Genomic DNA, 3,450 nt, shown 5'->3' with positions numbered 1-3,450 from the left:
GTCCCCAGGGGCGCTGCCCCTTCGACCCCGCTGGGGGCTGCGCCCCCAGACCCCGCTTCGGCCTGGACGGCCTCGTCCTCAAACGCCGGACGGGCTGAAAACAGACACATGGAGCCGCTTCTCATGCACCTTGACCACGACCACCACGGCCCCGCCGCCGTCAGTGCCGACTCCCGTCGTCCCGACGGCACCCGGCGCGCCTTGCGGATCGGGCTCGGTGGGCCCGTCGGATCCGGCAAGACCGCCACCGTCGCCGCGCTCTGCCGGGCCCTGCGCGACGAGTTGTCCCTCGCTGTCGTCACCAACGACATCTACACCCGCGAGGACGCCGAATTCCTGCTTCGGGAGGCCGTGTTGCCGCCCGAGCGGATCGCCGCCGTGGAGACGGGGGCCTGTCCGCACACCGCGATCCGGGACGACATCTCCGCCAACCTGGAGGCCGTCGAGGATCTGGAGGACGAGGTGGGGCCGCTCGATCTCATCCTCGTCGAGTCCGGTGGGGACAACCTCACCGCGACCTTCTCCAAGGGGCTCGTGGACGCGCAGATCTTCGTGATCGACGTGGCCGGGGGCGACGACATTCCGCGTAAGGGCGGGCCCGGTGTCACCACCGCTGACCTGCTTGTCGTCAACAAGACCGACCTCGCTCCGTACGTGGGCTCCGATCTGGGACGTATGGCCGCCGACGCCAAGGCGCAGCGGGCCGAACTGCCCGTCGTCTTCCAGTCGTTGCGGACCGAGGCCGGGGTTTCCCAGGTCGCCGGCTGGGTGCGGGGGCAGCTCGCCGCGTGGACGGCATGACCGTGACCGGGGTGCGGGCCACCGCGCGGATCGTGGCCCGGGACGACGGGCGGGGCGGTACCGCGCTGCCCGTGCTGGAAGGGGACGGGCCGCTCGCGTTGCGGCGGACGCGGGGGAGTGGTGCCGAGGCGCGGGTCATGCTCGTCGGGGCGATGAGCGGGCCGCTCGGCGGTGATCACTTCGCCGTGGAGGCGGAGGTGGGAGCGGGGGCGCGGTTGAGCGTCGGGTCCGCTGCCGCCACCATCGCGCTGCCCGGGCAGGCGAAGGGGGAGGCCCGCTACGACGTCCGGCTCACCGTCGACGACGGAGGTGAACTGCTCTGGCTGCCCGAGCAGTTGATCTCCGTGCACGGCAGTGATCTGTACGTCACCACGCGGGTCGAGGTCGGTGCGGATGCCCGGCTCGTGCTGCGCGAGGAGCAGGTGCTCGGGCGGGCCGGGGAGGAACCCGGGCGGCTCACCAGCCGTCTTGCCGTGCGGGTCGCGGGACGGACGGTGCTGGATCAGGAGTTGGCTTGCGGGCCCGGAGCACCGGGGGGTTGGGACGGTCCCGCTGTGTTGGGTGGGTGTCGGGCCGTGGGGCAACTGATCGTCGTACGGCCGGAGTTCGTGGACCGGCCGGCGGAGGCGCGGGTGCTGGGGGACGGGGTGGCCTTGATGCCGCTGGCCGGGCCTGCCGCGCTGGTGACCGCCGTGGCCTCGGACGCGTTGCGGCTGCGGCGGGCGCTCGACGAGGCGCTCGCGGGCTTCGGGTGAGCCCGTGCAGGTGAGGTGTCTTCTCCGCCGCCTTCTCCGCTGAGCGGGACGGATCAATCCGTTTATCGGATTGGCAAAGAAGGTCAACAAACCCTGTTCTCAGACGGTACACAGCCGAAAGGATCCCCTTACCGAATCGTCACCATGTAGGGGGAGGTCCCTTTTGAGGGAGATCAGACCGACCAAGCGAGCAACGGCGCTCGGCTCGGCCGGAGTGCTCGTCACCGCGACACTGATAGCCGGCGCGTTCGCCGCACCCTCGGCGAGCGCCACCGCCGGCTCCCGGCACGGCCAGGACCGCGAGGCCCGCGGAGCCGCGATCGCGGCCGAGCGTGCCGGCAAGGCCGGTATCGACTGGGCGGACTGCCCCGCGGACTGGGGCTTCGCCAAGCCCATCCAGTGCGGCTGGGTCAGTGTGCCGCTCGACTACGCCAAGCCGTACGGCAAGCAGATCAAGCTCGCCGTCGACCGCATCGGCAACACCGGGACGGCCGCCGAGCGCCAGGGCGCCCTCGTCTACAACCCGGGCGGCCCCGGCGCCTCCGGCATGCGCTTCCCGACCCGGGTCACCACCAAGAACCCGCTGTGGGTCAACACGTCCAAGGCGTACGACTTCGTGGGCTTCGACCCGCGCGGTGTCGGCCACTCCGCGCCGATCTCCTGCATCGACCCGACCGAGTTCGTGAAGGCGCCGAAGATGGACCCGGTGCCGGACTCCGAGGCCGACAAGCAGGCGCAGCGCAAGCTGGCCCGTGAGTACGCCGAGGGCTGCGTCGAGCGCAGCGGCAAGGCGATGCTGGCGCAGATGACCACGCCGAACACCGTCCGCGACCTGGACGTGATCCGCGCCGCGCTCGGCGAGAAGAAGCTCAACTACCTGGGCGTCTCCTACGGCACGTACATCGGCGCCGTCTACGGCACCATGTTCCCGGGCCACGTCCGCCGCATGATCGTGGACAGCGTGGTCAACCCGTCGAAGGAGAAGATCTGGTACGAGGCCAACCTCGACCAGGACGTCGCCTTCGAGGGCCGCTGGAAGGACTGGGAGGACTGGGTCGCCGCCAACGACGCCGTCTTCCACCTCGGCACCACGCGCGCCGCGGTCCAGGCGAAGTGGCTCGAACTGCGCGCCACCGCCAAGAAGAACCCCATCGGCGGGGTCGTCGGCCCGGCCGAGCTGATCGGCTTCTTCCAGAGCGCGCCGTACTACGACTCGTCGTGGATCCCGGTCGCCACCGTCTTCAGCAAGTACTTCGCCGGAGACACCCAGGCACTGGTCGACGCCGCCGCCCCTGACCTGTCGGACACCGCGGGCAACGCCAGCGCGGAGAACGGCAACGCCGTCTACACGGCCGTCGAGTGCACCGACGCCAAGTGGCCCACCAGTTGGAAGAAGTGGGACAAGGACAACACGGCGCTCAACAAGAACTACCCGTTCATGACCTGGGCCAACGCCTGGCTGAACCTGCCGTGCGCCACCTGGCCGGTCAAGCAGCAGACCCCGGTGAACGTCAAGACGCACAAGGGTCTCCCGCAGGTCCTGATCGTGCAGTCCACGCGTGACGCCGCCACCCCGTACGACGGCGCCGTCGAACTGCACAAGCGCTTCAAGGGCTCCCGCCTGATCACCGAGAAGGACGCGGGCTCCCACGGCGTGACCGGACTGGTCAACCCGTGCATCAACCAGCGAGTGGACAGCTACCTGCTGACCGGCAAGCTGGACGCCAAGGACGTGACCTGCACCCCGCACGCCACGCCGAAGCCGTAACACCCGTATCCCATACGGGAGTTCGAAGGGGCGGCCGGATCACTCCGGCCGCCCCTACGTCAACACCCCCCCGCCCACCAGGGGCCAGCCGGTCGCCACGCCCCACCCCATCCGCCCGCACCCCCC

3 protein-coding genes are annotated in these 3,450 nt (G+C 70.3%); all 3 read left to right on the top strand.

Annotated elements, in window-relative coordinates:
* Positions 1-123 precede the first annotated feature (123 nt).
* A complete protein-coding gene (gene ureG, locus ACWDR3_RS47455; RefSeq protein ID WP_450358902.1) occupies positions 124-801 on the top strand; it encodes an urease accessory protein UreG in 678 nt (225 codons plus the stop codon).
* Entirely contained in the window at positions 798-1,556 is a 759-nt protein-coding gene (locus ACWDR3_RS47450) for an urease accessory protein UreD (RefSeq protein ID WP_450358901.1), read from the top strand. Before ureG ends, ACWDR3_RS47450 begins: the two co-directional genes overlap by 4 nt.
* Positions 1,557-1,719: 163 nt before the next feature.
* A complete protein-coding gene (locus ACWDR3_RS47445) occupies positions 1,720-3,324 on the top strand; it encodes an alpha/beta hydrolase (protein ID WP_450358900.1) in 1,605 nt (534 codons plus the stop codon).
* The last annotated feature ends 126 nt before the right edge of the window (positions 3,325-3,450 follow it).

It is taken from the genome of Streptomyces sp. NPDC001002 (assembly GCF_053599215.1).
The sequence above is the reverse complement of the archived record's forward strand: the minus strand, read 5'-3'. Positions and strand labels throughout refer to the sequence as shown.